This is a genomic window from Vogesella oryzagri (assembly GCF_040148885.1).
Taxonomy (GTDB): domain Bacteria; phylum Pseudomonadota; class Gammaproteobacteria; order Burkholderiales; family Chromobacteriaceae; genus Vogesella; species Vogesella oryzagri.
In genome coordinates this window covers 43,122-63,814 of sequence record NZ_JBEFLD010000004.1, presented here as the reverse complement: position 1 = coordinate 63,814, position 20,693 = coordinate 43,122, and the positions used below count along the sequence as shown (strand labels likewise).

The 20,693-nt window shown below is 60.6% G+C and carries 18 protein-coding genes and 1 other RNA gene; 12 read left to right on the top strand and 7 right to left on the bottom strand.

Annotated elements, in window-relative coordinates; translation table 11 throughout:
- Positions 1 to 29 precede the first annotated feature (29 nt).
- Positions 30 to 665, bottom strand: coding sequence for a carbonic anhydrase (locus ABNW52_RS08080; protein ID WP_349586187.1), 636 nt, complete (start codon positions 663 to 665; stop codon positions 30 to 32).
- A 432-nt stretch (positions 666 to 1,097) separates the two neighbouring features.
- On the opposite strand from ABNW52_RS08080, the gene ABNW52_RS08075 reads away from it, so the two are divergent.
- From ABNW52_RS08075 to ABNW52_RS08060, 4 genes are all read left to right on the top strand, one after another.
- Entirely contained in the window at positions 1,098 to 1,883 is a 786-nt protein-coding gene (locus ABNW52_RS08075; RefSeq protein WP_349586185.1) for a DNA-binding protein, read from the top strand.
- A gap of 138 nt (positions 1,884 to 2,021) precedes the next feature.
- Positions 2,022 to 2,366, top strand: coding sequence for a hypothetical protein (locus ABNW52_RS08070; protein ID WP_349586183.1), 345 nt, complete (start codon positions 2,022 to 2,024; stop codon positions 2,364 to 2,366).
- Between the two features lie 18 nt (positions 2,367 to 2,384).
- A complete protein-coding gene (locus ABNW52_RS08065; protein ID WP_349586181.1) occupies positions 2,385 to 3,443 on the top strand; it encodes an RNA methyltransferase in 1,059 nt (352 codons plus the stop codon).
- A gap of 70 nt (positions 3,444 to 3,513) precedes the next feature.
- The gene (locus ABNW52_RS08060) at positions 3,514 to 4,389 is read left to right on the top strand and encodes a hypothetical protein (protein ID WP_349586179.1); all 876 of its coding nucleotides are present in this window, start codon (positions 3,514 to 3,516) and stop codon (positions 4,387 to 4,389) included.
- 85 nt (positions 4,390 to 4,474) lie between these two features.
- Here ABNW52_RS08060 and ABNW52_RS08055 read toward each other — a convergent pair whose 3' ends face one another.
- Together ABNW52_RS08055 and sbcD are read right to left on the bottom strand one after the other, a co-directional pair.
- Positions 4,475 to 7,912, bottom strand: a complete 3,438-nt coding sequence (locus tag ABNW52_RS08055; protein ID WP_349586177.1) for an AAA family ATPase — start codon at positions 7,910 to 7,912, stop codon at positions 4,475 to 4,477.
- A complete protein-coding gene (sbcD, locus tag ABNW52_RS08050) occupies positions 7,909 to 9,129 on the bottom strand; it encodes an exonuclease subunit SbcD (RefSeq protein WP_349586175.1) in 1,221 nt (406 codons plus the stop codon). The genes ABNW52_RS08055 and sbcD overlap by 4 nt, the downstream gene beginning before the upstream one ends.
- Positions 9,130 to 9,393: 264 nt before the next feature.
- Between sbcD and ABNW52_RS08045 the strand changes: the two genes are divergently transcribed.
- The gene (locus tag ABNW52_RS08045; RefSeq protein ID WP_349586173.1) at positions 9,394 to 10,167 is read left to right on the top strand and encodes a DUF5602 domain-containing protein; all 774 of its coding nucleotides are present in this window, start codon (positions 9,394 to 9,396) and stop codon (positions 10,165 to 10,167) included.
- 154 nt (positions 10,168 to 10,321) lie between these two features.
- Here the strand turns inward: ABNW52_RS08045 and ABNW52_RS08040 are convergent, their stop codons facing one another.
- Positions 10,322 to 11,818 carry an aminoacyl-histidine dipeptidase gene (locus ABNW52_RS08040; protein WP_349586171.1) on the bottom strand — a complete coding sequence of 499 codons (1,497 nt, stop codon included), beginning with the start codon at positions 11,816 to 11,818 and terminating at the stop codon, positions 10,322 to 10,324.
- A gap of 227 nt (positions 11,819 to 12,045) precedes the next feature.
- Between ABNW52_RS08040 and pyk the strand changes: the two genes are divergently transcribed.
- The 4 genes from pyk to ABNW52_RS08020 all read left to right on the top strand — a co-directional run bounded on the left by pyk (position 12,046) and on the right by ABNW52_RS08020 (position 15,684).
- Positions 12,046 to 13,470 (top strand): pyruvate kinase, encoded by a 1,425-nt coding sequence (gene pyk, locus ABNW52_RS08035; protein WP_349586169.1) that lies wholly within the window; start codon positions 12,046 to 12,048, stop codon positions 13,468 to 13,470.
- Positions 13,471 to 13,526: 56 nt separating this feature from the next.
- Positions 13,527 to 13,888: a transfer-messenger RNA gene (gene ssrA / locus ABNW52_RS08030) on the top strand.
- Positions 13,889 to 14,305: 417 nt separating this feature from the next.
- Complete coding sequence (locus ABNW52_RS08025) at positions 14,306 to 15,220, top strand: BRO-N domain-containing protein (RefSeq protein ID WP_349586167.1); 915 nt, start codon at positions 14,306 to 14,308, stop codon at positions 15,218 to 15,220.
- Positions 15,217 to 15,684: a hypothetical protein gene (locus tag ABNW52_RS08020; RefSeq protein WP_349586165.1), complete on the top strand. Its 468-nt coding sequence runs from the start codon at positions 15,217 to 15,219 to the stop codon at positions 15,682 to 15,684. The genes ABNW52_RS08025 and ABNW52_RS08020 overlap by 4 nt, the downstream gene beginning before the upstream one ends.
- 87 nt (positions 15,685 to 15,771) lie before the next feature.
- Here the strand turns inward: ABNW52_RS08020 and ABNW52_RS08015 are convergent, their stop codons facing one another.
- The 3 genes from ABNW52_RS08015 to ABNW52_RS08005 form a co-directional block, all read right to left on the bottom strand.
- Positions 15,772 to 16,710 carry a hypothetical protein gene (locus ABNW52_RS08015; RefSeq protein WP_349586163.1) on the bottom strand — a complete coding sequence of 313 codons (939 nt, stop codon included), beginning with the start codon at positions 16,708 to 16,710 and terminating at the stop codon, positions 15,772 to 15,774.
- Positions 16,711 to 16,782: 72 nt separating this feature from the next.
- Complete coding sequence (locus ABNW52_RS08010; protein ID WP_349586161.1) at positions 16,783 to 18,048, bottom strand: Y-family DNA polymerase; 1,266 nt, start codon at positions 18,046 to 18,048, stop codon at positions 16,783 to 16,785.
- Positions 18,048 to 18,476, bottom strand: a complete 429-nt coding sequence (locus tag ABNW52_RS08005) for a LexA family protein (RefSeq protein WP_349586159.1) — start codon at positions 18,474 to 18,476, stop codon at positions 18,048 to 18,050. Before ABNW52_RS08005 ends, ABNW52_RS08010 begins: the two co-directional genes overlap by 1 nt.
- Between ABNW52_RS08005 and ABNW52_RS08000 the strand changes: the two genes are divergently transcribed.
- The 3 genes from ABNW52_RS08000 (at position 18,475) to ABNW52_RS07990 (ending at position 20,652) form a co-directional block, all read left to right on the top strand.
- Positions 18,475 to 19,182 (top strand): SOS response-associated peptidase, encoded by a 708-nt coding sequence (locus ABNW52_RS08000; protein ID WP_349586157.1) that lies wholly within the window; start codon positions 18,475 to 18,477, stop codon positions 19,180 to 19,182. The two genes, ABNW52_RS08005 and ABNW52_RS08000, sit on opposite strands and share 2 nt — an antisense overlap.
- A gap of 74 nt (positions 19,183 to 19,256) precedes the next feature.
- Entirely contained in the window at positions 19,257 to 20,231 is a 975-nt protein-coding gene (locus ABNW52_RS07995; protein ID WP_349586155.1) for an endonuclease/exonuclease/phosphatase family protein, read from the top strand.
- A complete protein-coding gene (locus ABNW52_RS07990; RefSeq protein WP_349586153.1) occupies positions 20,209 to 20,652 on the top strand; it encodes a hypothetical protein in 444 nt (147 codons plus the stop codon). Before ABNW52_RS07995 ends, ABNW52_RS07990 begins: the two co-directional genes overlap by 23 nt.
- The last annotated feature ends 41 nt before the right edge of the window (positions 20,653 to 20,693 follow it).

Genomic DNA, 20,693 nt, shown 5'->3' with positions numbered 1-20,693 from the left:
GCCCTTGTCATTTTTGCTACGTCAATTGTCTAGGTCGCATTCGCCTGCTGATTACTCTCAAGCGGTACAAACTGCATGGTGTTGCCATCCAGCGCCTCGATGGCACCGTTTTCGATGTTGTACACCCAGCCATGCAGATTCAGCCTACCCTGCGAAATGGCCAGCGCCACTGCCGGATGGGTGCGGATATTCGCCAGCTGCGCCACCACGTTTTCGCGCACTAGCGCATCGGCCTTTTCCTGCGGAGTGGCGTATTCCCGCGAGGAAACAATCACCTTGGCGGCATCGGAATAGCGCAGCCAGTGCGAAACGGCCGGCAGATGGTCCAGGCACTGGCAGCTGGAAATGGCGGCCATAGCGCCGCAATTGGAGTGACCACAAATCACGATGTCGCTGATTTTGAGCACCGATACCGCATATTCCACCGTGGCAGATACGCCGCCCGGCTCCGGGCCATAGGGCGGCACGATATTGCCGGCATTGCGGATAACAAACAGATCCCCCGGCTCTTGCTGAGTTAACAGTTCTGGCACCACCCGGCTATCGGAACACGTAACAAACAGCACATTTGGATTTTGCTGCCCAGCCAGTTTTTTGAATAAATCCGTTCTGCTCGGATAAACCTCTTTCTGGAACTTCAAAAAACCGTCAATAATCTTTTGCATTACTAAAGCCTCCAAACACGAATAACCATGGGCCGGTCATGGGAAAATGGCCGATCAAATAAGCCATGCGAATAGGGTTTGGGTCCGCGCGGGAACCGGTGTGGCCGCTAAAATAACACACATTGCTTTAGCTGTGCCCTGCGGCTATAGGGGCGGCAACACCCTTCGCTCCACCCCTGCTACCCGCCTCCCCCACTGCCCGCCTGCAATAAACCACCGCCGCCATTTCAGAACGCCACCATTCCGGTCGCCTTAGGCATCACAGGCCGCTGCTCCTGCTCCCCTGCCGCTGCTACGCGCTGCGCATGGTTAGCAATGCAGGCCGGCTGCTTGCTGCACTTGCCGGACAAGGCCGGCTATTTTCCTTTGGCGGTGTCAGCCATGCGGGCGGCAGCACGCGGATGGCGCAGCCACTTACCGAGTGAACACCGTATGTTTTTCCAGAAATTCGAAGACATCCACAGTCTGGCTGGTAGTGCACCGACTACCGATGCGGCCAACCTGCCGGCCGGCGAGCCGGGCCTGATTCCATCGTTTGCCGATGTGGCTGCCGCTGCCAGTCTGCTGGCGGAGGAAGGTTTGCCGGTCACGACATGCGCGGTGCGCGATGCGCTGGGCGACGTGTCATTGTCGGCGGTGCAGCAGCAGTTGGCCGCATGGCGCGCCAGCCAGCCTCGCCCGGCCGCGGCGCAGCCTCTGGCAGTGCCGGCACCGCTTGCCGCGGCACTGACCGGCTGGGCACAACAGCTGGTGGACGACGCCAGCGGCGCGCTGCGTAACGATCTGACCCGCGCTGATGATGAGCTGGCCGCGCTGTGCCTGCGGCACGAACAGCTGGAAGCCGATCACGCCGCCCTGCAGCGGCAACTGGGCAAGGTAACGGAAGACCGCGACCAGGCCATGGCCACGCTGCTGGAGTGCGATACGCAGATCGAGCGGCTGACGGTGGAGCTGCAGCATGCTCGCGATGTTGCCTCCAACGCACTGGTGGGCAAGGCCAAGGATCAGCTGGCGATTGATGGCAAGGACGCGCAGCTGGCCGAGCTGCGGCTGCAGCTGGAGCGTAATGTGGCGGCGACAGCGGCCCAGTCCGATGCGCGGCTGGCGGCGGAGATGGAACTGGTCGGCGCGGCCACCGCGCGCGACAACCTGGCGGCCGAGGTAACGGCGCTGCGGGCCGAGCTGGATGCCTGCCGGGCAGAGCGCCGCGCGCAGTAAAGCCGGCAAACGCTGGCGGCATGGCCGCAGGCCAGCATCCGCCTTGCTGCGGCTGCTCTTGCGCCCTGCCCGCCACGGCGGCCAGCCTGGCGGCCTGTGCTATAGTGACGCCCCACTCCGCCCACCACGATTTGCCCGATGCGTACTCTTGCCCGCCTCTCTGTTTTGCTGTTGCCGCTGCTGCTGGCCGCCTGCCAGCCGGACGAGCCGTTACGCGGCAGCTTCCGCTGCGCGGACCAGAGCCAGTTCCGCTACAACCGCCAGTCGCAGACGGTGGAATTGAACCGAGGCGGCGCCAGCTTCCACGGCTTTATGGACGAGAAGCGGCAGATGGTGTGGCCAAAGAATGAAGGCGACCGCAGCTTGCCCGACACCTACGCGCTGTCGCGCAAGGTGGCCGGACAACTAATGTTGTACGGCGGTTTTGCCGGCAAGGGTCTGGCTTGCCATAGCGATGCCGCCACCACCGCACAGCAGCCGTAACCGTTTTAGAAGCTCCCCATGCGTATCCAGGAACTGCACCAAGCCCTTGCCGCCATCGGCGCCCGCCCCTGCCACGTTGGCCGCATCACCCGTGCGTGGTTGAAAGGCCAGCCGCTGGATGCCGGCACCCGCCACCAGAAGGGCGAGCACTACTTCCCGCTGTCGGTACGCAACGGCCTGCCGCCGCTGGTGGCACAGCTGGATGCGCTGGCGCGCATCGAATCGCAGCACCCAGCTGAGGATGGCTCGCTGCGGCTGCTGGTTCGGCTTAACGACGGCCAGATGGTGGAAAGCGTGCTGCTGCCGCGCGACGGGCTGTGCGTGTCCAGCCAGGTGGGCTGTGCGGTGGGCTGTACCTTCTGCATGACCGGCAAAAGCGGGCTGCTGCGCCAGTTGGGCAGCGCCGAGATCGTGGCGCAGGTGGCACTGGCGCGGCGCATCCGCCCGGTGAAGAAGGTGGTGTTCATGGGCATGGGCGAGCCGGCGCACAATATCGACAACGTGCTGGACGCCATTCAGCTGCTGGGTACCGACGGCAATATCGGCCACAAGAACCTGGTGTTTTCCACCGTCGGCGACCCGCGCGTATTCGAGCGCCTGCCGCAGCAGCGGGTAAAGCCGGCGCTGGCACTGTCGCTGCACAGCACCAATGCCGAGCTGCGCGCGCAATTGCTGCCGCGCGCGCCGCGTTACCAGCCGGCCGAGCTGGTGGCGCTGGGCGAGGACTACGCGCGCCGCGTCGGCTACCCGATCCAGTACCAGTGGACGCTGCTGGCCGGCATCAACGACACGCAACAGGAAATGGACGCCGCGGTGCGGCTGCTGCGCGGCAAGTACGGCGTGCTGAATATCATCCCGTACAACAGTGTGGACGGCGACCACTACCAGCGCCCGTCCACCGAGCGCATCCAGCAGATCAAGCGCTATCTGCACGATAACGGCGTGCTGACCAAGGTGCGCGACTCCGCCGGCCAGGACATCGACGGCGGCTGCGGCCAACTACGCGCCCGCGCCGCCGACGTCATCGACCACAGCCGCCTGCTGCGCCGCAACCGCACCGAGCAAGCCAAACCGTAACCTTCCCCCGCTGGCAGTAAGGTTTCTATCGCAATATGATGAAGCAGACTCCTGATCGAGATGCATATTCATGCGACAGTTTGCCCACTGGATTCTGCTGCTAACCACCTGCTGGGCAACAAGCGCGCTGGCGGCGGAAATCGTTCGCTTTCCGGACTACCCGGACCCGAACAAGACATTCTTCCGCGCCGCGCTGCAATTGGCACTGAGCAAGAGCGGGCACCCCTATAAGCTGCAATCCGTGTTACCGGAAATGCTGCAGGGCCGGTCGATTGCCCGGGCGCTGGACCCAGGCGGCGATCTGGATGTGTTGTGGAGCATGACCACCCGCGAACGCGAGGCCCGCCTGCTGCCGGTGCGCTTTCCGGTGGACAAGGGCCTGCTGGGCTGGCGGATTGCCATCGTGCGGCAGGACAGAGCCGCACTGTTTGCCCGGGTGCAAGGCATTCAGGACTTGCGCTACTTTACCGCCGGCCAGGAGCACGACTGGCCCGACGTCGGCATTCTGCGGGCAAACGGCCTACCGGTGATGACTGCCGGCCAATACGAATCCCTGTTCAAGATGCTGGCCAGCAAACGCTTCGACTATTTCCCACGCGGCATCACCGAAGCCCAGGCCGAGATTGATGCCCACCCGAAACTTGGCCTGACGATAGACCGTTTCGTGGTGCTGCATTACCCGGCCGCCGAATACTTTTTTGTCACGCCACGCAAGCCAAAGCTGGCAGAGCACATCCAGCAAGGCCTGCTCCGCGCCAAGGCCGACGGCAGCTTCAACCGGCTGTTCCATGCCCACTTTGACCCGATACTGCAACGCGCCCAGTTAGCGCAACGGCGCATTATCGAACTGACGAATCCGCAGATCGATGCGGCCAACCTGCTACCGGCCGATTCGCCGTGGTGGTATCACCCGTTGCCGGACAACGGCAAACCGCCCGGTAACTAAGCCGCCACGCCATCCGCTACGCCTGTAACAACACCACCCGGCATACCGGCGGTGTTGTTCATGTCCGGCCGCCAGGGCAGCGACTTCAGCCGCTGATCTCGATACGCGACGCCCCCAGCCCGCTGGCCTTGCGGATGGCGATCTGCACCGCGATGCGCTCCTGCATGCCGGCCACGTGGCTGATGACGCCGATGGATTTGCCGGTCGAGTTGATGGCATCCAGCGCGTCCAGCGCCACTTCCAGCGTGTCGCCATCCAGCGTGCCAAAGCCTTCGTCGAGGAACAGCGAATCGATGGAGGTCTTGTGGCTCACCAGATCGGACAGCGCCAGTGCCAGCGCCAGGCTCACCAGGAAGCTTTCGCCGCCGGACAGGGTGCGGGTATCGCGCGCCACATCGCCCTGCCAGGTATCGACGATCTCCAGCTCCAGCTCGCCGCTGGTCTTGCGCTGCAGCAGGTAGCGGCCATGCAGGCGCGCCAGATGGCGGTTGGCCAGGTGCATCAGGTGGTCCAGCGTCAGCCCCTGGGCAAACTTGCGGTACTTGTCGCCCTCTTTCGAGCCGATCAGGCTGTTGAGCCGCTGCCAGATATCGACATCGGCACTGTGCTGTTCGATCTGCAGCCACAGCGCCTGCTGCTTGTCGCGGCGCTGCGCATCGTCGTGCAGCAACGCCTGCAACGCGCCCTGCTGGCCGGATAGCGCCTGACGCTGCGCATCCAGCGCCGCCAGCGCGGCATCCAGTTCGGCCAGCGACAGCGGGCTAAGCGCCTGTTGCTGCAGCGCCTGCCGCGCCGCCGCCGCGGTTTGCCGCACCGCCTGGCTGCGTTGCAGTGCCTGCTCCAGCTGTTGCTGCTGCGCCTGCAGCTGCTGGCGCTCCTCTGCCGGCAACAGCGCCTGCAGGAAGGCGGCCAGATCGGCAAACGGGCTGGCGGCCAGTGCGGCCAACCATGTTTGTTCAGCAGCTGCGTGCTGCTGCTGTTGTGCCTGCAGATCGGCCGCCAGCTGCGCCTGCTGCCCTTGCAGGCTGGCAAGCTGCCGCGTCAGGGCATCCACCTGCTCGGCGCAATGCGCCAGCGCCTGCGCGTCGATCGCCACGTCTTCGTCCGCTGGCTCGTGCTCCACCGCCAGCGCCAGCCAGCGCGCTTGCCACAGCTGCGCGGTACTGGCGGCCTGTTCGCTGCGCGCCTGCTGTTGCAGCAGCTGGGTCTGTTGCTGCTGCTGCGCCTGCTGTTGCGCCTGCCAGTGCTGCCAGTCGTGCTGACGCGCGGCCAGCCACTGTGCCATCTCGTGATCCAAGGCAGGCCCGGCGGTACCGAAACCGACGCTGGCAATGGCGGTGACCAGTGCCTGCTCGGCCTGGGCGATGGCTTGCCCGCTGGTAGCCAGCTGGCCTTGTAACTCGGCGTTGGCTTGTTGCAGATGCGTATGCTCCTGCTGCAACAGCGCCCCCTGCTGGGCTGCCTGTTGCAGCTGTGCGGCCTGCGCGGCCTCCTGTTGCCGGGTTGCGGCCAACGTTTGCTCGGCGGCTTCGGCTTGCTGCAGGGTGTGTTTCAGGCCGGCTTCCTGCGCCTCGGCCGCCGCCGCGTGCTGCTGCAACGTCGCCGACTGCTGCCAGTCGCCGTCGTCCAGTGGCAGGCCGTGCGCCAGCTGCTGCCAGTCGGCCACTGCCTGCAGGCACGCCTGGCGCAGCGTGTGCAGCGTCTGCTGCTGTTGCTCGCGCGTCGCCGTCAGCGCCGCCAGCCGGTTCTTGGCCAGGTTGCCGCTGTCCTCCAGCTGTTGCAGCGCGGCTTCCTTCTGCTGCAGTGCCAACGCAGTGGCCGATACGTCCAGCGCCTGATACGCCTGTATCGCCGGATGCTGCTGCGAGCCGCACAGCGGGCAGGCTTCGCCCGGCTGCAGCGCGGCGCGGTGCGCGTCCAGGCTCTGGATGCGCTGCTCCTGCGCCAGCAGCATGCGCTTGTCGGCCACCTGCTCTTTCAGCTGCTTGTAGTCGTGGCGCAGCGTGGCCAGCACGCTGTGCTGGGCCGCCAGCTGTGTGTCGCCGGCGGTCAGCGCCTGCTCCAGCTGCGTTTGCTGCGCCGACTGCTGCCGCAGCTGCGCGGCGTGCTGCTGCAGCTGTCGCCAGCGTTGCAGCGCTTCCTGACGGTGCAGCCATTCTGCCCGCAGCGCCGGCAGCGATTGGCCGTGCAACAGCGTCGCCAGCGCGGCGGCGGCTTGTTCGCTGGCGGCGCTGGCCTGCTGCTGTGCGTGCTGCGCCGCCTGCATCTGCTGTTGCTGCTGTGCCAGCCGGCTGGCCACCGCGCTCAGCGCCTCCGCCTGGCTGGCGGCCTGTGCCTGTTGCTGCCGCTGCGTATCGTGCCGCTGGCGGATCTGCTGATAGGCGCTATGCCAGCCACTGAGCTGCTCGCCCAGCCCGGCAAAGTGCTGGTGCTGCGCCAGCCAGCGCTGCAACTGCTGCTGCGCGGTCTGCAGCTGCTGCCACTGCTGTTGCTCGCCGGCGGCCAGGCCGGCGGCAATGCGCGTGGCCTGCCAGTGTGCGGCCGTGGCCTGCTGCTGGCGGGCCTGTAGCTGCTGCTGGACTTGTGCCGTTGCGCTGCGGGTGTGCTGCAGGCGTTCTGCCGCTTGCTGCCACGCCTGTTGCAGCGGGCGAAGTGCCTCGGCCGGCGCGCTGTGCTGCAGGCGCTGCAAAGTTGGCCGCGCCTGCTCGATGGCCTGCTGCGCCGCCTGCTCGACAGACACGGCGGCTTGTTCGGCCTGCTCGGCCTGGGTCAGCTCGTGACGCCACTGCCGCAGCTGCTGGCTGTGCGCCCGTTCGGCCTGCTGCGCGGCCAGCTGGCAGTCGAAATCCGCCAGCTGCTCTTGCATCGTCTGCCGCTGCTCTGCCGGCAGCAGCTCCACGCCGTCGGCGCGCGCCTGCAACTGCTCCAGCGCCTGCTTGGCGTCGCGCGCCCGTTCGAACACGCGCTGCGAAATCTGGCCGTAGATGTCGCTGCCGGTCAGTTCTTCCAGCAGCTCGGCGCGCTCGTTGGCGCTGGCATTGAGGAAGGCGGCAAAGCCGCCCTGCGCCAGCAGCATCGACTTGGTAAAGCGCGCGAAATCCAGCCCGGTAATCGCCTCGATGCGCTTCAGCTTGTCGTTGATGTGGGTGGTGAGGATGGTGCCGGTCGCATCGGCCAGCTCCACCTTCGGCGCCTGCAGCTGGCCGTCGGCCTTGTCACGGGCGCGGCGCTGGCTCCAGAACGCGCGGTACAGCTGGCCTTTCACCTCGAACTCCACCTCGGCCAGGCAATCGGCGGTGTGGCGGCTCATGATCTCGTTGCTGCTGGCGGAGATGGTCTTTAGCCGTGGCGTTTCGTGGTACAGCGCGAGGCAGATGGCGTCCAGCAGCGTGGATTTGCCGGCGCCGGTGGGGCCGGTGATGGCAAACAGGCCGTTGTCGCGAAATGGCGGCTGGGTGAAGTCGATCTTCCACTCGCCTTGCAGCGAGTTGAGGTTCTTCAGGCGCAGGGTCAGGATCTTCATGCCGTGCCCTCCTGCAGGCTGGCGACAATGTCGCGGTAGCGCGCCTGCAGCTGTGCGGCCAACGTTTCGTCCAGCGTTTCCTGTTGCAGCCGCTTGTCGAACACGTCGAACGGCGTCAGCTCGTCCAGCGTCTCGCGCGCCGCGGCCTGCAGCGTGGCCACGGCATTGCCGCGCTCGCGGCGGATGCGCAGCACCTCCACCGGCAGCCCGGCGATCATGTCCTGCACCCGCGCCTGCAGATCGGACAGGTAGTCGTCGCCCTGCACCAGCACCTCGAGCCATACCGGCTGCGCGTCGCTGCCCAGCGCGGCGGCATCCTGAATCTGGCTTTCCAGTGCCTTCAGATCGCCTTTCACCGACACCAGCTGCTGGAAGCGCGGCACCGGCAGCGGCGTCACCCCCAGCAGGCCGATGGCGTCGACGTCCACCAGCAGCACCTGCTTTTGCTGGCCGGCTTCGTCGAAGCTGAGCGGGATCGGCGAGCCGCTGTAGCGGATGTGCTCCAGTCCGCCCACCTGCTGCGGACGGTGGATATGCCCCAGCGCGATGTAGTCGGCCGGCGGAAACGCGCTGGTGGGGAAGGCCTCCAGCGCGCCGACATATATCTCGCGCACCGATTCGCTGGCGCTGGCGCCGACGGTGGTGAGGTGGCCGGTGGCGATGATCGGCAGCGGCAACCGCAGCGCCTCGCGGCGGGCGCAGGCCAGCCGGTACAGCGCCTGATAGTGTTGGTGGATGGCTTCTTGCAGTGACAGCTGCTTTTCTGCCGCGCTCTGTCCGGCCTGGCTTTGCAGCACGTCGCGCGGGCGGATGAACGGGATGGCGCAGACGATGGCGCCGGGCGTGCCATCGCGCTGCGGCAACACCAGCACCTGCTGCTCAAGGTCGGCCTCCACCGCCGGGATGACGCTGGTGCCCAGGCAGGACAGCAGCGGCCGGCTTTCCGCCAGCGTGGCTACCGAATCGTGATTGCCGCCCAGCACCAGCAGCGTGGCGCCGGCGGTGCGCAGGTCCACCACCAGCCGGTTGTACAGCTCGCGCGCGTAGCTGGGCGGCGCGCCGGTATCGAAGATGTCGCCGGCGATGAGCACCGCGTCCACTGCATGCTGCTGCACTTGCTGCAGCAGCCAGTCGATGAAGGCCTGATGCTCTGCCTGGCGGGTCTTGCCCATGAAATGCTGGCCAAGATGCCAGTCAGAGGTGTGAAGGATGCGCATGTGGAGGCCATGGTTTGACGACGGGCTGGATTGTAACAACTCCGCCGTGCCGCAGGCATACGCGGCCAACGTTGGCCGCAACGCTCGTTGTCGGCTTGCGAGCCATGGCCGCTAGGCAATCAAGCACTTGCCCGGCCTTGCCGCCAACGCCGCCCTATCCGCGCTGGCAAAGCCGGAACGGTTCACTAAGATGCAAGCACACCCGTGCGGCTGCCAGCCACGCACCCGCTCACCCACCCGCAAGAGGCACACAAGATGAAGACGATGCGAACACTTGGCGGCCACATGCCGTTGGCCATGGCCGCCGCAGTCACCCTGGCTTTGGGCACCAGCCTGGCGCAAGCGCAGGACATGGCGGCCAGTTACGAAGGTGCGCCGGTGCGCATAGGCCAGGGTGAGGCGCATACCGTGGTGCGTACCGACGCCGACGGCAAGCCGGTATCCATCAGTATTGTGTTCAGCGAAAGCGCGCTGGCCGGGCTGCCCGCCAGCGGCGAGGCGATGGCGCCGGCCTATACACTGGAAATGCCGGCCACGGGGCCGAAAACGGTGGTGGATCACGTGGTGATCAACTGGGAGGGGCACGGCCATCCGCCACCCGGGGTGTACGATGTGCCGCATTTTGACTTCCACTTTTACCTGGTCAGCCAGGCCGAGCAACAGCAGGTGAAGTTCAGCAACGAAGGTGAATCCGGCGACCCGAGCCAGCAGCCGGCAGCGGCGCTGCTGCCGGCCGGCTATGTGGTGCCACCGGGCACCGCCGTGCCGCAGATGGGGGTGCATGCGGTCAACACCGCGGCGCCGGAGTTCCAGCAGCAGCCGTTTACAGCCACCTTCATCTACGGCTACCACAACCAGCAGCAGACTTTCGTCGAGCCGATGGTGGCGCTGTCGTTTCTGCAAGCCAAGCCGTCGTTCTCCGCCCCGCTGGCGCGCCCGGCCAGCTACAGCAAGGCCGGCGCCTATCCGGCCAGCTACAGCGTGAAATACGATGCGGCCAACCTGCGCTACGAGGTGGCACTGCAGGATCTGCGCTGACCGTGGCAGCGGGTAGATTTGGCGTGCGGCATGCCGGCCGCGGCGCTTAACCGCGGCTGCGCTTGCTACCCAGCCGTCCTCATTGACAACGCCCGGGGCGCCGCCAACAAAAAGGCCCGCCGCAAGCGACGGGCCGTTGGCAGCGAGCTAAACGTCAAGCACGCGCCGGTACGGCGGCCAGCACCGCCTGCAGCAGCTGCCAGGCCTTGCCGACCGAAGCGACTTCCACCCGCTCGCCCGGCGCGTGTGCGCCGCGGATATTGGGGCCGAACGACATCATGTCCATGTCCGGGTATTTGGCGCCGATGATGCCGCACTCCAGCCCGGCGTGAATCACCTGCACGCCGGACTCGGCACCAAACTGCTCGCGATACACGCGCTGGAACAGCGCCAGCAGCGGCGAGGCCGGGTTTGGCGCCCAGCCGGGGTAGCCGCCTTCGGTCTCCACGCTAAAGCCGGCCAGACGGAACAGAGCTTCGATCTCGCTGGCCAGGTTGCGGAAGCCGCTATCCAGCAGCGAGCGCACCATCAGGTTGGTAAACACCTTGCCATCGGCAATGCTGATCACGCCCAGGTTGTTGGAAGTTTCCACCACGCCATGCACGCGCTGGCTCATGCGCTTTACGCCATGCGGTGCGGCATGCAGCGCGGCAAATACCGCCTGCTGCGCTGCGCGCGCCATCACCTGTGTGGCGCTGGCCGGGCTGGCGCCCAGGGTGATGCCCTCGTCCACCCCCGCCAGTTCGAAGCGCATCAGCGCCTGGTAGGCATCCAGCTGCGCCGCCACGTTGGCCGCATCCGCGGCCGGATACGCCACCACGGCAAAGGCTTCGCGCGCCAGTGCATTACGAGCGGTGCCGCCATTGAACGATGCCACGCGCAGATCGGTGCTGGCGGCCAACGTTTGCAGCAGGCGGATCAGCACCTTGTTGGCATTGCCACGGCCCAGGTGGATATCGGCACCGGAGTGGCCGCCGCACAGGCCGGACACCGCCAGCTGGCGCACTTCATAGCCGGCCGGCAGCGCATCCTGCGCGTAGTCGAGGCGCGCATTGACGTCGATACCGCCGGCGCAGCCCATGTAGAACTCGCCCCACTCCTCGGTATCGATATTGATCAGCATCTTGCCGTGCAGCAGGCCGGCTTCCAGCCCCAGTGCCCCGCCCATGCCGGCCTCTTCGTCCAGCGTCAGCAGCACTTCCAGCGGGCCGTGCGCGATGTCGTCGGCGCTCAATGCGGCCAGGCCCAGCGCCACGCCGATGCCGTTGTCGGCGCCCAGCGTGGTGTTTTCCGCCACCAGCCAGCCGTCCTGCAGTACCGGGCGGATCGGGTCATTGAAGAAGTCATGCACAGTGCCGGTATTGGCTTGGCACACCATGTCCAGATGGCCCTGCAGCACCACGCCCACGCGGTTCTCCATGCCCGGCGTGGCCGGCTTGCGGATCACTAGGTTGCCCACGGCATCGACCACGGTTTCCAGCCCGCGCAGTTCTGCCCAACCCTTGAGGTAATCTCGCAGCGCCTGCTCATGCTTGGACGGATGCGGAATGTCACACAGCGTCTGGAAGTGTTCCCAAACCACCTTGGGCTCGAATGCGGCGATGTTGACCACGAGAAAATGCTCCTGTTTGCAGACAATGGGGTATTTCATGCCACATTTAAATGGCAATGAATAACGGGCGACTCATGATCGCCCGTTTGTTGATTTGATGGCCCACTGTAGCACAGGGGCAGTTGGGCGTCATTGCGCCCAAAGTGCAGTTTTTGTCGCAGCTTGTACGCGCCAATGACATATAAAGTAGTAAAACTACCAATGTAAGCTGCCAGTTACAGCCAGTTTTTGTACCATAACTACACAAAACCAACGGAGACCCAACCATGACCCGTCGTACAAAAATCGTTGCCACCCTTGGCCCGGCATCCAGCGATGAAGCCACGCTGGAGCGCCTGATTCAGGCTGGCGTCAACGTAGTACGCCTCAACTTCTCGCACGGCAGCGCACAGGATCATATCGACCGCGCCAACCTGGTACGCAGCACTGCGGACAAGCTGGGCGTGCCGGTGGCCATCATGGTGGATCTGCAAGGGCCCAAGATTCGCGTCGGCCGCTTTGCCAATAACAAGGTCACCCTCAGCAACGGCCAGCCGTTCATTCTGGATGCCGATTGCGAACTGGGCGACGACACTCGCGTCGGCCTGGATTACAAGGAGCTGCCGCAGGACGTGGACAGCGGCGCCGTGCTGTTGCTGGACGATGGCCGCATCGTGCTGGTAGTGGAAAAGGTAGACGGCAACGAGATTCATACCCGCGTGAAAGTGGGCGGCGTACTGTCCAACAACAAGGGCATCAATCAGCAAGGCGGCGGCCTGTCCGCCCCGGCGCTGACTGCCAAGGATATCGACGACATCAAGGTGGCCGCCCTGCTGGAAGCCGACTACCTGGCAGTGTCCTTCCCCAAGAGCAGCGCCGACCTGTACATGGCGCGCACGCTGGTGCATGCCGCCGGCTGCCAGGCCCGCATCATCGCCAAGGTCGAGCGCTGCGAGGCGATCGCCAACCTGGAAGACCTGATCGAATCGTCCGACGGCATCATGGTGGCGCGTGGCGATCTGGCAGTAGAAGTGGGCGATGCCGCGGTGCCGGCGCTGCAAAAGCGCATGATCCGGCTGGCGCGCGAGCGTAACAAGCTCACCATCACCGCCACCCAGATGATGGAATCCATGATTACCAGCCCGGTGCCAACCCGTGCCGAGGTATCGGACGTGGCCAATGCGGTGCTGGATGGCACCGATGCGGTAATGCTGTCCGCCGAAACCGCTGCCGGCCAGTACCCGGTGGAAACCGTGGAAGCCATGGCCCGCGTGTGCCTGGAGGCGGAAACCTCGTCCGACTACCAGCTGGAGCGCGCCTTCCTCAACCGCGAGTTCACCCGCGTCGACCAATCCATCGCCATGGCAGCACTGTTTACCGCCAACCACCTACAGGTAAAAGCACTGGTCGCGCTGACGCAGACCGGCTCGACCGCGCTGTGGATGAGCCGCGTGAACTGCGGCGTGCCCATCTATGCGCTGACCCCGGAAATCAGCACCTACCGCCGCCTGGCATTGTATCGCGACGTGTTCCCCATCCTGCTGCCGATGGCCAGCGACCAGAAAAAACTGCTGCTGGCCGCAGAACGCAAGCTGCTGGAACGCGGGCAAGTCAGCCTGGGCGACGTGCTGGTGGCCACCGTGGGCGACAGCGTGGGCCTGATGGGTAGCACCAATACCCTGAAGATCATCAAGGCCGGCGAAGGGCATTAATTTAGCCGGGGGCTGGCCTTGAAACCCCCGCCTGCGCTACAATGTAACAATCATCTGGGGGCGACCTGGTTTCGACGGGGGTTGCAAAGCGGATGAGGGCATACCGGGATTTCAGTCACCCCGTAAAACACTGAGTTTATTTAGTCGCAAACGACGAAACTTACGCTCTAGCAGCTTAACCGCCGCTAGACTCTACAGCAGCTCGCTGGTGGGCTGTGGGGGCAACTCCGGTAGAGTCATTTCACACCAGCTCGCATCGAGTCGGGTTACTTGACCCGGTGTTAAACGCAAGGTAACTCGTTACTGCCAAGCCTGTCCGTCGGCGTGTCAGTGATTAAATCCAAATGACACGACTAAGTATGTAGAACTCTTCGTAGAGGGCTTCCGGACGCGGGTTCGATTCCCGCCGCCTCCACCACCGGATTCAAGTCAAATCAATGACTTAGCAAAAACGACCTGCTCCGGCAGGTCGTTTTTTTTGGGCTTTTTGGGGTGGTTTGGTCAGCTTTTTGGTCAGCATTTTTTTGAGCCACAATCCAGCAAGTAGGCATGCGCTGCGCATACTTGCTTGACAGTTTCATAAGCTCGGGCCTACTCTTTTCGCATCACGTTCAATAGCGTGATGCGGGTTTGGACGCCCGGGTTATGTTGGCGGACACCGCCGCGCAAGCGGCTTTTTTGTGTCCGTTGCATGTGCACGTCTCAATGAGGCGGGCCGTGCGGGAGGGGGCAACCCCTGCCGGTGCCAACTACCGGTCGTCCAACCCGCACGGTTCCGTCTCACCCGTTTGGACGCGGGCGGCGGAAAACTTTACCGCTAGTTGGAGACACAACCATGTCGACTCTCTCTCAAGCCGTGCCTGCTGTTTTCTCGTTTGAATCCTACGCCATTCGCACACTCACCGACGAGCAGGGCAATCCGCTGTTTTGTGGTACGGATGTTTGCCATGTGCTGGGCTATCAAAACCCACGCCTTACCATTCAGAAACACTGCAATACTGAGGGCGTATCGAAACGATACGCCCCTTCAAATGGCGGTAATCAGGAAACCACCTTCATCACTGAAGGCAACCTCTACCGGCTGATTGTCAGATCGCACAAGCAGGAGGCGGTACGTTTTGAGAAGTGGCTGATGGACGAGGTGCTGCCCACCATTCGGCAAACTGGCAACTATCACATGGCACCGCCAGTAGCACAGCCCTCACCCGCTGCGGCCAACCTTTATCCGCCCAGCGTGCTGCAGTTCAACGGCGTGCCCGTGTTTACCTACTCCCGCCTCGCCGCCTCCTTTGGACTGGACCGCAGCACCCTGCGCGGCAATGTCACTGCGCATCCCGAGTTGTTCAAGGTTGGCGAGCATTACTTCAAACTGAGCGGTACCGCGCTGCGCAATTTCCTGCTGGGAAATATGCACACTGGCGAGGTTACCCGCCGCAGCTGCCGAAGCCTGATCATCTGGAGCCAGGACGGTGCTGAGGCTCACGCCAAGCTTTTTCCCCCAGCCATCGCCCAGCGCGGTCGGCAGGCGTTGTCCGAATACATGGCCGGCACGAGTACGCCATTGCCAGATGAGGACGATGACCAGCCATTGGCTCCCCTTGCGCTGGCGCCCCGCATGACACAAGACACCCCTACCCGCATCGTATTGACCTTCGCTAACACCGCCGCACTTGGTGCAGCCATGCAGGATCTGCTGACTCTTACCAGCCGCCACGCTGTTAGCCTGAGCATGGAAGGCGGTGCAGCATGAGCGCCCGCACCACGACCTTGCTTGAGCCGGTATTCATCCTTAATCCACACGGATTTCAATACTGCGAGATGGAAGGCACCAGCGCGATGCTGATTGAAGAAGGGTTAATTCCGGACGGCACCATCTGGCCAAGCGGCTACAGCGATACTCGCTGGCAGGCCGGCCAGTTTAAATTCTGGCTTCGCAAGCGACGGCCAGCTGGCACCAAAGGCCCACTTAGTGGCGTGGACTGGTTTCGTATTCGCTGGGAGCTGAACGAAGAATCTGATCGCACCGCCCTAGCCATCCGCCAAAAAACAGAAGAGCTGGCCGACACGGTGCGCCGCCTTACGCCAGAAGGACAGGCAGAAAGCCACCGCCGCGCGCGCCGGGTGGTGGCGGCAAAGTCGGATGCTTCATTCCAGCAGTTTAAAGCAGCGGTCGGCATACCGACGCGACAGGGACGGCGCAAGGTGACACATTGAGGGCATGAATTGAGGCGGGGTTGCTTTAAAGAACCCTGCCGGCTCACACCCATCTCAATACATGTCATATGGTTTGAAATGTATTCTCTAATCTTTTTTGGTGACAAAAGCAGAATACTCAAACGGGGCATCAATAATACTATCTAAAAGTTTATAATTTCCATCCTCTAGCTTGACAACGGGCAACTTAATTGAAACTACCCCACTTCTAGTTTTGTGCACAATCTCAAAAAGCCAAGCCAATGCACCGTACCTATCCTGCTCATAAGAAGCTAATGACATAGGGACTTCGGCATACTCAAAACCCCATTCAAAGTCACAGTCCAACCCAACCCTAATGAGCTCCTCATTTACACTAAAAAATATAGGATTGACATCATTAATTCTAAAAGAAAGCTCCCCAACGCCCTCAACGTAATCTTGACCACCTAACTGCTTTTCATCAACACTTACTTCTTTTTTGCAGATATCAACAATAGATAGTTTATTAACTCCATCCAACGACCAAATCTTATCACTATAATTTAGCGGAACGTCTTTTAACCCCTGCATGGCAATTTGCCCCGGGGCAACAAGCAGACGTACATTTGCGACATTTTTTATATCAATACTGCGATATTGAAAAATAAAATTTACGAATTCCAGCGGAATTCTATCAACAGTCAATTCTTTTAGTGTTATCAGAAGCACCTTTGATCCAGATTGTGAAACCTTTTCTTTAATACTAGACGGAAAATCATTTCTGGAGACGCAAATTAGGTGTTGTGCTCCGACATCTTCTAATTTACCAAGCCAACCACGAAAAGTATTGATATCAACTTTTGAATTGCGATCCTGCACCTCTACGATCGTGATGGTTTCTCTCGGTTGAATACCTTTTCTTATGACAATATCACATTGAGCTGTATGCCCTTCACTTGAGGTCAATATTGGAAGAAATACGTTATGCTCAATCTTTGCTTCTGGCGAGAATGAGCGCTCAATGATTTCAACAATTTTTTCCAGGTCAGTGCCTTGCTTAGCCATCGAACCCCACTCCCTTGACATTCAAAATATTAAATCGGCATCGATTGCAACATGTTAGCACATAGTCATGACCTACTTTGCCAATAGCAGCTCATCCCAACAGGTCGTCCATCGTGGCGACCTTTTCTCTTGGCGCATCGCCCACCCACGGTGCAGCCCCTCACTGACCAGCCGCAGGGTGCCGCGGCCGAATTCGTGGTTGATGCTATCCATCACCGCCATCAGTGCAGCGCGGCGTGGATCTGGAAGCGGGGCAAACAGGTCGTGCTGATCCCGCCCAGCCGGGCTGATCTCCATCAGCACCACACCTGCTTTCTTGTAGGCGTAGCCCGGGCGGTAAACATGATCGAGTGCGGCCAGCGCGGCGCGGGTGATGGTGGCGCTGTCAGATGAAGGGTGCACCAGCGGCAGCACCAGCCAGCCGGCGTACTGCTGATCCTGCGTGCGAAAGCGGTTGGTGTGGATGCTCACCGCCACCAGCCGCGCCACACTACGCTGGTGACGTAGCTTCTCGGCGGCCCGACAGGCGTGGTGGCTGATGCTGCTGGCCAGCGTGTCATGGTCACTCACCAGCTCGGCAAAACTGCGACTGGCGATGATCTGCTGCTTGGCCGGCGCCACGTCTTCCAGCGACAGGCAGCTGACGCCGTTCAGCTCCGCCACCGTGCGCTCCACCACCACCGAAAACTGGCGTTTGATATCGCGCGAATCGGCACGCTTCAGATCCAGCGCGGTACGGATGCCCATTGCGGCCAACCTTTCCGAGATGCGCCGCCCTATCCCCCACACCTCGCCCACCTCGATGCGGGCCATCAGCTTGTCCTGCCACTCAGGCGTGAGCCAGTGCCAGGCAAACACACCCTGCGCCTTCGGAAACACCTTGCCAACGTGATTGGCCAGCTTGGCCAGGGTCTTGCTGGACCCAATACCAACACAGGTAGGAATGCCGACTCGCTGTAGCACGTCGGCACGCAGCCGGGTGGCGTACTCGCGCAAGTCCAGGATGCCATCCAGCGTGATGAACGACTCGTCCACGCTGTACACCTCTTGCTCGATGCCCCAGCGGCCGATGACCTGCATCATGCGCCGGCTCATGTCGCCGTACAGGGTGTAGTTGGAGCTGAACACCGCCACGCCGTGCTTCTCACACAGAGCGCGGATCTCGAAGTAAGGCACAAAGCCTTTAATGCCCAACGCTTTGGCCTCGGCGCTGCGCGCCACCACGCAGCCATCGTTGTTGCTCAGCACTACGATGGGCTTGCCTTCAAGATCGGGACGGAACACGCGCTCACAGCTGGCATAGAAGCTGTTGCCATCCACCAGGGCAAACAGCGGCATTACACAAACTTCTTGATGCAGCCGGTCACCACACCCCATATGCACAGCTCTTGGCCGTTGTGCAGCTCGATGGGCGGGAATGCCGGGTTTTCAGGAATCAACGCAACACGGTCGCCACGCTTGTGCAGGCGCTTGACGGTGAACTCACCGTCCACCGCCGCCAGCACTATCTGCCCGTGCTGTGGCGCAATGCCGCGATCCACCACCAGCACATCCCCACTGCCGATACCGGCGCCCGCCATGCTGTCACCAGACACCCGCACCATGAAGGTGGCCGCAGCGTCATCAATCAGATACTCATTGAGATCAAGCGTCAGCTCCAGGTAGTCGTCAGCTGGAGACGGGAAGCCCGCCGGCACGGCCGAGCCATAGACAGGTATGGCCAACCTTGGCGGACTGGTGGCGGGATCAAACAGTGCAGTAATCATGGCAAGCTCCAAGTGTTGTTTTGATTATGTACGATTTCAAAAACAACACCAAGCAGCAAACCAATCCTATACTGACGGCATGTGCGTTAACTTCACTCCACCCACCCGACAACAACTCCGCGACCACTTTGGCGTGGAGCCACCGGAATTCGACTGGAAGCCGGACACCTGGCAGGACTACCTGGCCCCGGTGATCATCGACACCGGTACCGGGCCATTCGCCTTTCTTGCCAGCTATGGCTTCATTCCCAAGCGCCACCAACCTGCCGGCAAGCACTACACCACAATGAATGCGCGCGCCGAAACGGTTGGCCAGCTGCGCAGCTACAGGGCCGCGTGGCAACACAGCCAACTCTGTCTGGTACCCATGCAGGCTTTTGTCGAACCCAGCTACGAAACCGGCAAGAACGTGTGGACTCGGATTGGGATGGCCAGTGGCGAGCCGTTCGCGGTGGCCGGCATGTGGCGCAGTTGGAGAGAAGATGATGGCAGTGACAGCTACAGCTTTACGCAGCTGACGATCAATGCGGATGACCACCCGCTGATGAAGCGGATGCACAAGCCTGGGGATGAGAAGCGGAGTTTGGTGATTATTCCACCGGAGCACTATGGTGACTGGCTTCGATGCAAAAGCCCTAATTTAGCCGCAAAAATCCTCATAAGAAATTTTGTCGAACTAAAAATATGCAGCACCTCACCAGTTTGATACACAACAGAAAGTCCACAATCCAAATGCAAAGTCACAATCTAGATAAACAATGCGTTTAAGTAAAATAGCAAATGGAAAACAACCTTTACGATAAAAAAATTGGCATAGCCTGGTGGAACACAGCCCTATCCCCTTCTGCAGCGCCAGATAGATCTGATGAAGCCAGCATGCAAAACGCGGCATTAACCATTGAGCAGTTGCTGACATCCAACAACACAGGGATCCTTGGCCTATGCGAAATATCGGATTCGGACATTAATAAGCTAGAAACTATTTTCAGTCAAAAAAAAGAATTATCCCCTTACAAAATAATAAGAGCAACAAAACACAACACGCATAATTTTAATTTATGCATATGTTACAATGAAGATCACTTTTTACCATACAAAGAAGAAGGCAAATACACTCAATTTATATCTTCAATGGTATTGTCCTCAAATGTAAAAATTGGCGTTGTCGTGAAATTTATGGAGAAATTAACTTCACACATATTCTCCGTCATTGTTTCACACTGGCCATCGCGAATTACTAATGGCGAAATGCACCCAACCAGAGAAAAATACGGAGGCGCTCTTCTTTCAGTAGTTGATGCAATGCGGGAAAAAAACAAAAATGAAAATATAATACTAATGGGTGACTACAATGACGACCCATTTGCCAGTTCTATTTTCCACAGCCTACAAGCAACAAGCGACATTGACCTAGCCAAGTTACGTCCATTAACCTATCTATACAATCCATTTTGGTCAAAACTTGGTGAGTACACAACTCACCCTATGAAGGGTGGCAAGCACTATAGTGCATCTGGGTCTTATTTTTACCGGGGTGGGCAATATACTAATTGGCATGTTTTTGATCAGATAATGATATCCGGATCAATTTTTCACGCAACAACAATAAGCTACGTGGAAAATAGCGCGGAAATTTTAAAGCCGCACACCCTAACATCAAAAATTAAATCCACCAAAGAAATATTTGACCACTTTCCAGTCAAAATTGACTTGCTATTTAGAAAGATTAAGTATGAGCAACAAATCACTCTTTAAGGACTCCCTAAAAATTGGCCTCGAACAAGCAAGTATTGAGGCAAACAACCTGAAAGAAATTCAATCTGTATTTGAGGATCTTAGCGCAGCACTTGAAGAAGACATACCGGGTGTAAAAATGTCTGTGGAGCGAGTAAGGAAACACGAAGAAACTGACATTTTTTCAGGAATTGCAAATTTAACAAGAAGAGCACAGCCTCAATACATGGATGTAGTGGCCGTTTCTTCAGTAGCCAATGGAAAATACACCACAATTGCAGAATGGCGCTATTCAAGACTTGGCTTTCCTTGCACCATTGAGCGGAAAGACTCGAAAACAGTATGCCAAGACAAAGAAGGGCTTGAAAATGCACTAAGCTCACTTCTTCAAGACCCGGCAATTGTGAAAATATTGTTATCTCACTCGACCAAAACGGAATAATTCATGTGCACCGAGGCTTTATCCATCAACTGACCATTAAA

Bases quoted from the DNA above. Each gene is read 5' to 3' on its own strand.
- ABNW52_RS08005 (WP_349586159.1), bottom strand. From the start codon at position 18,476: ATGATTACTGCACTGTTTGATCCCGCCACCAGTCCGCCAAGGTTGGCC.
- ABNW52_RS08010 (WP_349586161.1), bottom strand. From the start codon at position 18,048: ATGCCGCTGTTTGCCCTGGTGGATGGCAACAGCTTCTATGCCAGCTGT.
- pyk (WP_349586169.1), top strand. From the start codon at position 12,046: ATGACCCGTCGTACAAAAATCGTTGCCACCCTTGGCCCGGCATCCAGC.
- ABNW52_RS08060 (WP_349586179.1), top strand. From the start codon at position 3,514: ATGCGACAGTTTGCCCACTGGATTCTGCTGCTAACCACCTGCTGGGCA.
- ABNW52_RS08020 (WP_349586165.1), top strand. From the start codon at position 15,217: ATGAGCGCCCGCACCACGACCTTGCTTGAGCCGGTATTCATCCTTAAT.
- ABNW52_RS08040 (WP_349586171.1), bottom strand. From the start codon at position 11,818: ATGAAATACCCCATTGTCTGCAAACAGGAGCATTTTCTCGTGGTCAAC.
- ABNW52_RS08000 (WP_349586157.1), top strand. From the start codon at position 18,475: ATGGCAAGCTCCAAGTGTTGTTTTGATTATGTACGATTTCAAAAACAA.
- ABNW52_RS08025 (WP_349586167.1), top strand. From the start codon at position 14,306: ATGTCGACTCTCTCTCAAGCCGTGCCTGCTGTTTTCTCGTTTGAATCC.
- ABNW52_RS08070 (WP_349586183.1), top strand. From the start codon at position 2,022: ATGCGTACTCTTGCCCGCCTCTCTGTTTTGCTGTTGCCGCTGCTGCTG.
- ABNW52_RS08065 (WP_349586181.1), top strand. From the start codon at position 2,385: ATGCGTATCCAGGAACTGCACCAAGCCCTTGCCGCCATCGGCGCCCGC.
- ABNW52_RS08075 (WP_349586185.1), top strand. From the start codon at position 1,098: ATGTTTTTCCAGAAATTCGAAGACATCCACAGTCTGGCTGGTAGTGCA.
- sbcD (WP_349586175.1), bottom strand. From the start codon at position 9,129: ATGCGCATCCTTCACACCTCTGACTGGCATCTTGGCCAGCATTTCATG.
- ABNW52_RS07995 (WP_349586155.1), top strand. From the start codon at position 19,257: ATGGAAAACAACCTTTACGATAAAAAAATTGGCATAGCCTGGTGGAAC.
- ABNW52_RS08045 (WP_349586173.1), top strand. From the start codon at position 9,394: ATGCGAACACTTGGCGGCCACATGCCGTTGGCCATGGCCGCCGCAGTC.
- ABNW52_RS08080 (WP_349586187.1), bottom strand. From the start codon at position 665: ATGCAAAAGATTATTGACGGTTTTTTGAAGTTCCAGAAAGAGGTTTAT.
- ABNW52_RS07990 (WP_349586153.1), top strand. From the start codon at position 20,209: ATGAGCAACAAATCACTCTTTAAGGACTCCCTAAAAATTGGCCTCGAA.
- ABNW52_RS08055 (WP_349586177.1), bottom strand. From the start codon at position 7,912: ATGAAGATCCTGACCCTGCGCCTGAAGAACCTCAACTCGCTGCAAGGC.
- ABNW52_RS08015 (WP_349586163.1), bottom strand. From the start codon at position 16,710: ATGGCTAAGCAAGGCACTGACCTGGAAAAAATTGTTGAAATCATTGAG.